Consider the following 395-nt stretch of genomic DNA (forward strand, 5'->3'; position numbering starts at 1 on the left):
TCACGACGGAGTGTGACAACACGCTGAAGGAGAAACCGAGGAGGTTCGCGGATTGGCCGAGCGGCAAAGGCGCGCCCAGGTAACGAAGTGAACGTCGCAGGTGCGAGGCCCCTGATGGTCCTCAAACGCCTTCATGAAGTCGCGTCGAGCGAATGCGAGACGCTGCGGGCAGCTTGGACCAACCCGATCACTGAATGCCATCCCCCAAGGACCTCGATGGCAAAGTAGATGGCGGCGTGCCCGAAGACGACGAAGAAGCTGCGGCCTGCACAGACCTGGATTGCCCCTGTTCTCCTTTGCACCTGTGTCTTGAGCGAAATGAGGCGAAGAAGTACCTGCTTAGGAGGGGAGCCGAGAGCCGTCTGACGATGTGCGTCAGTCTCATACACAACCAC

1 protein-coding gene is annotated in these 395 nt (G+C 59.5%); it reads right to left on the reverse strand.

Annotation, left to right across the window (positions count from 1 at the left end; all coding sequences use genetic code 11):
- Positions 1 to 131 precede the first annotated feature (131 nt).
- On the reverse strand, positions 132 to 395 hold a 264-nt coding region (locus KDK95_RS35290; protein WP_212522686.1), incomplete at its 5' end, for a hypothetical protein.

Origin of the sequence: Actinospica acidithermotolerans, assembly GCF_018139625.1 — a bacterium.
In the GTDB taxonomy this organism is placed as follows: domain Bacteria; phylum Actinomycetota; class Actinomycetes; order Streptomycetales; family Catenulisporaceae; genus Actinospica; species Actinospica acidithermotolerans.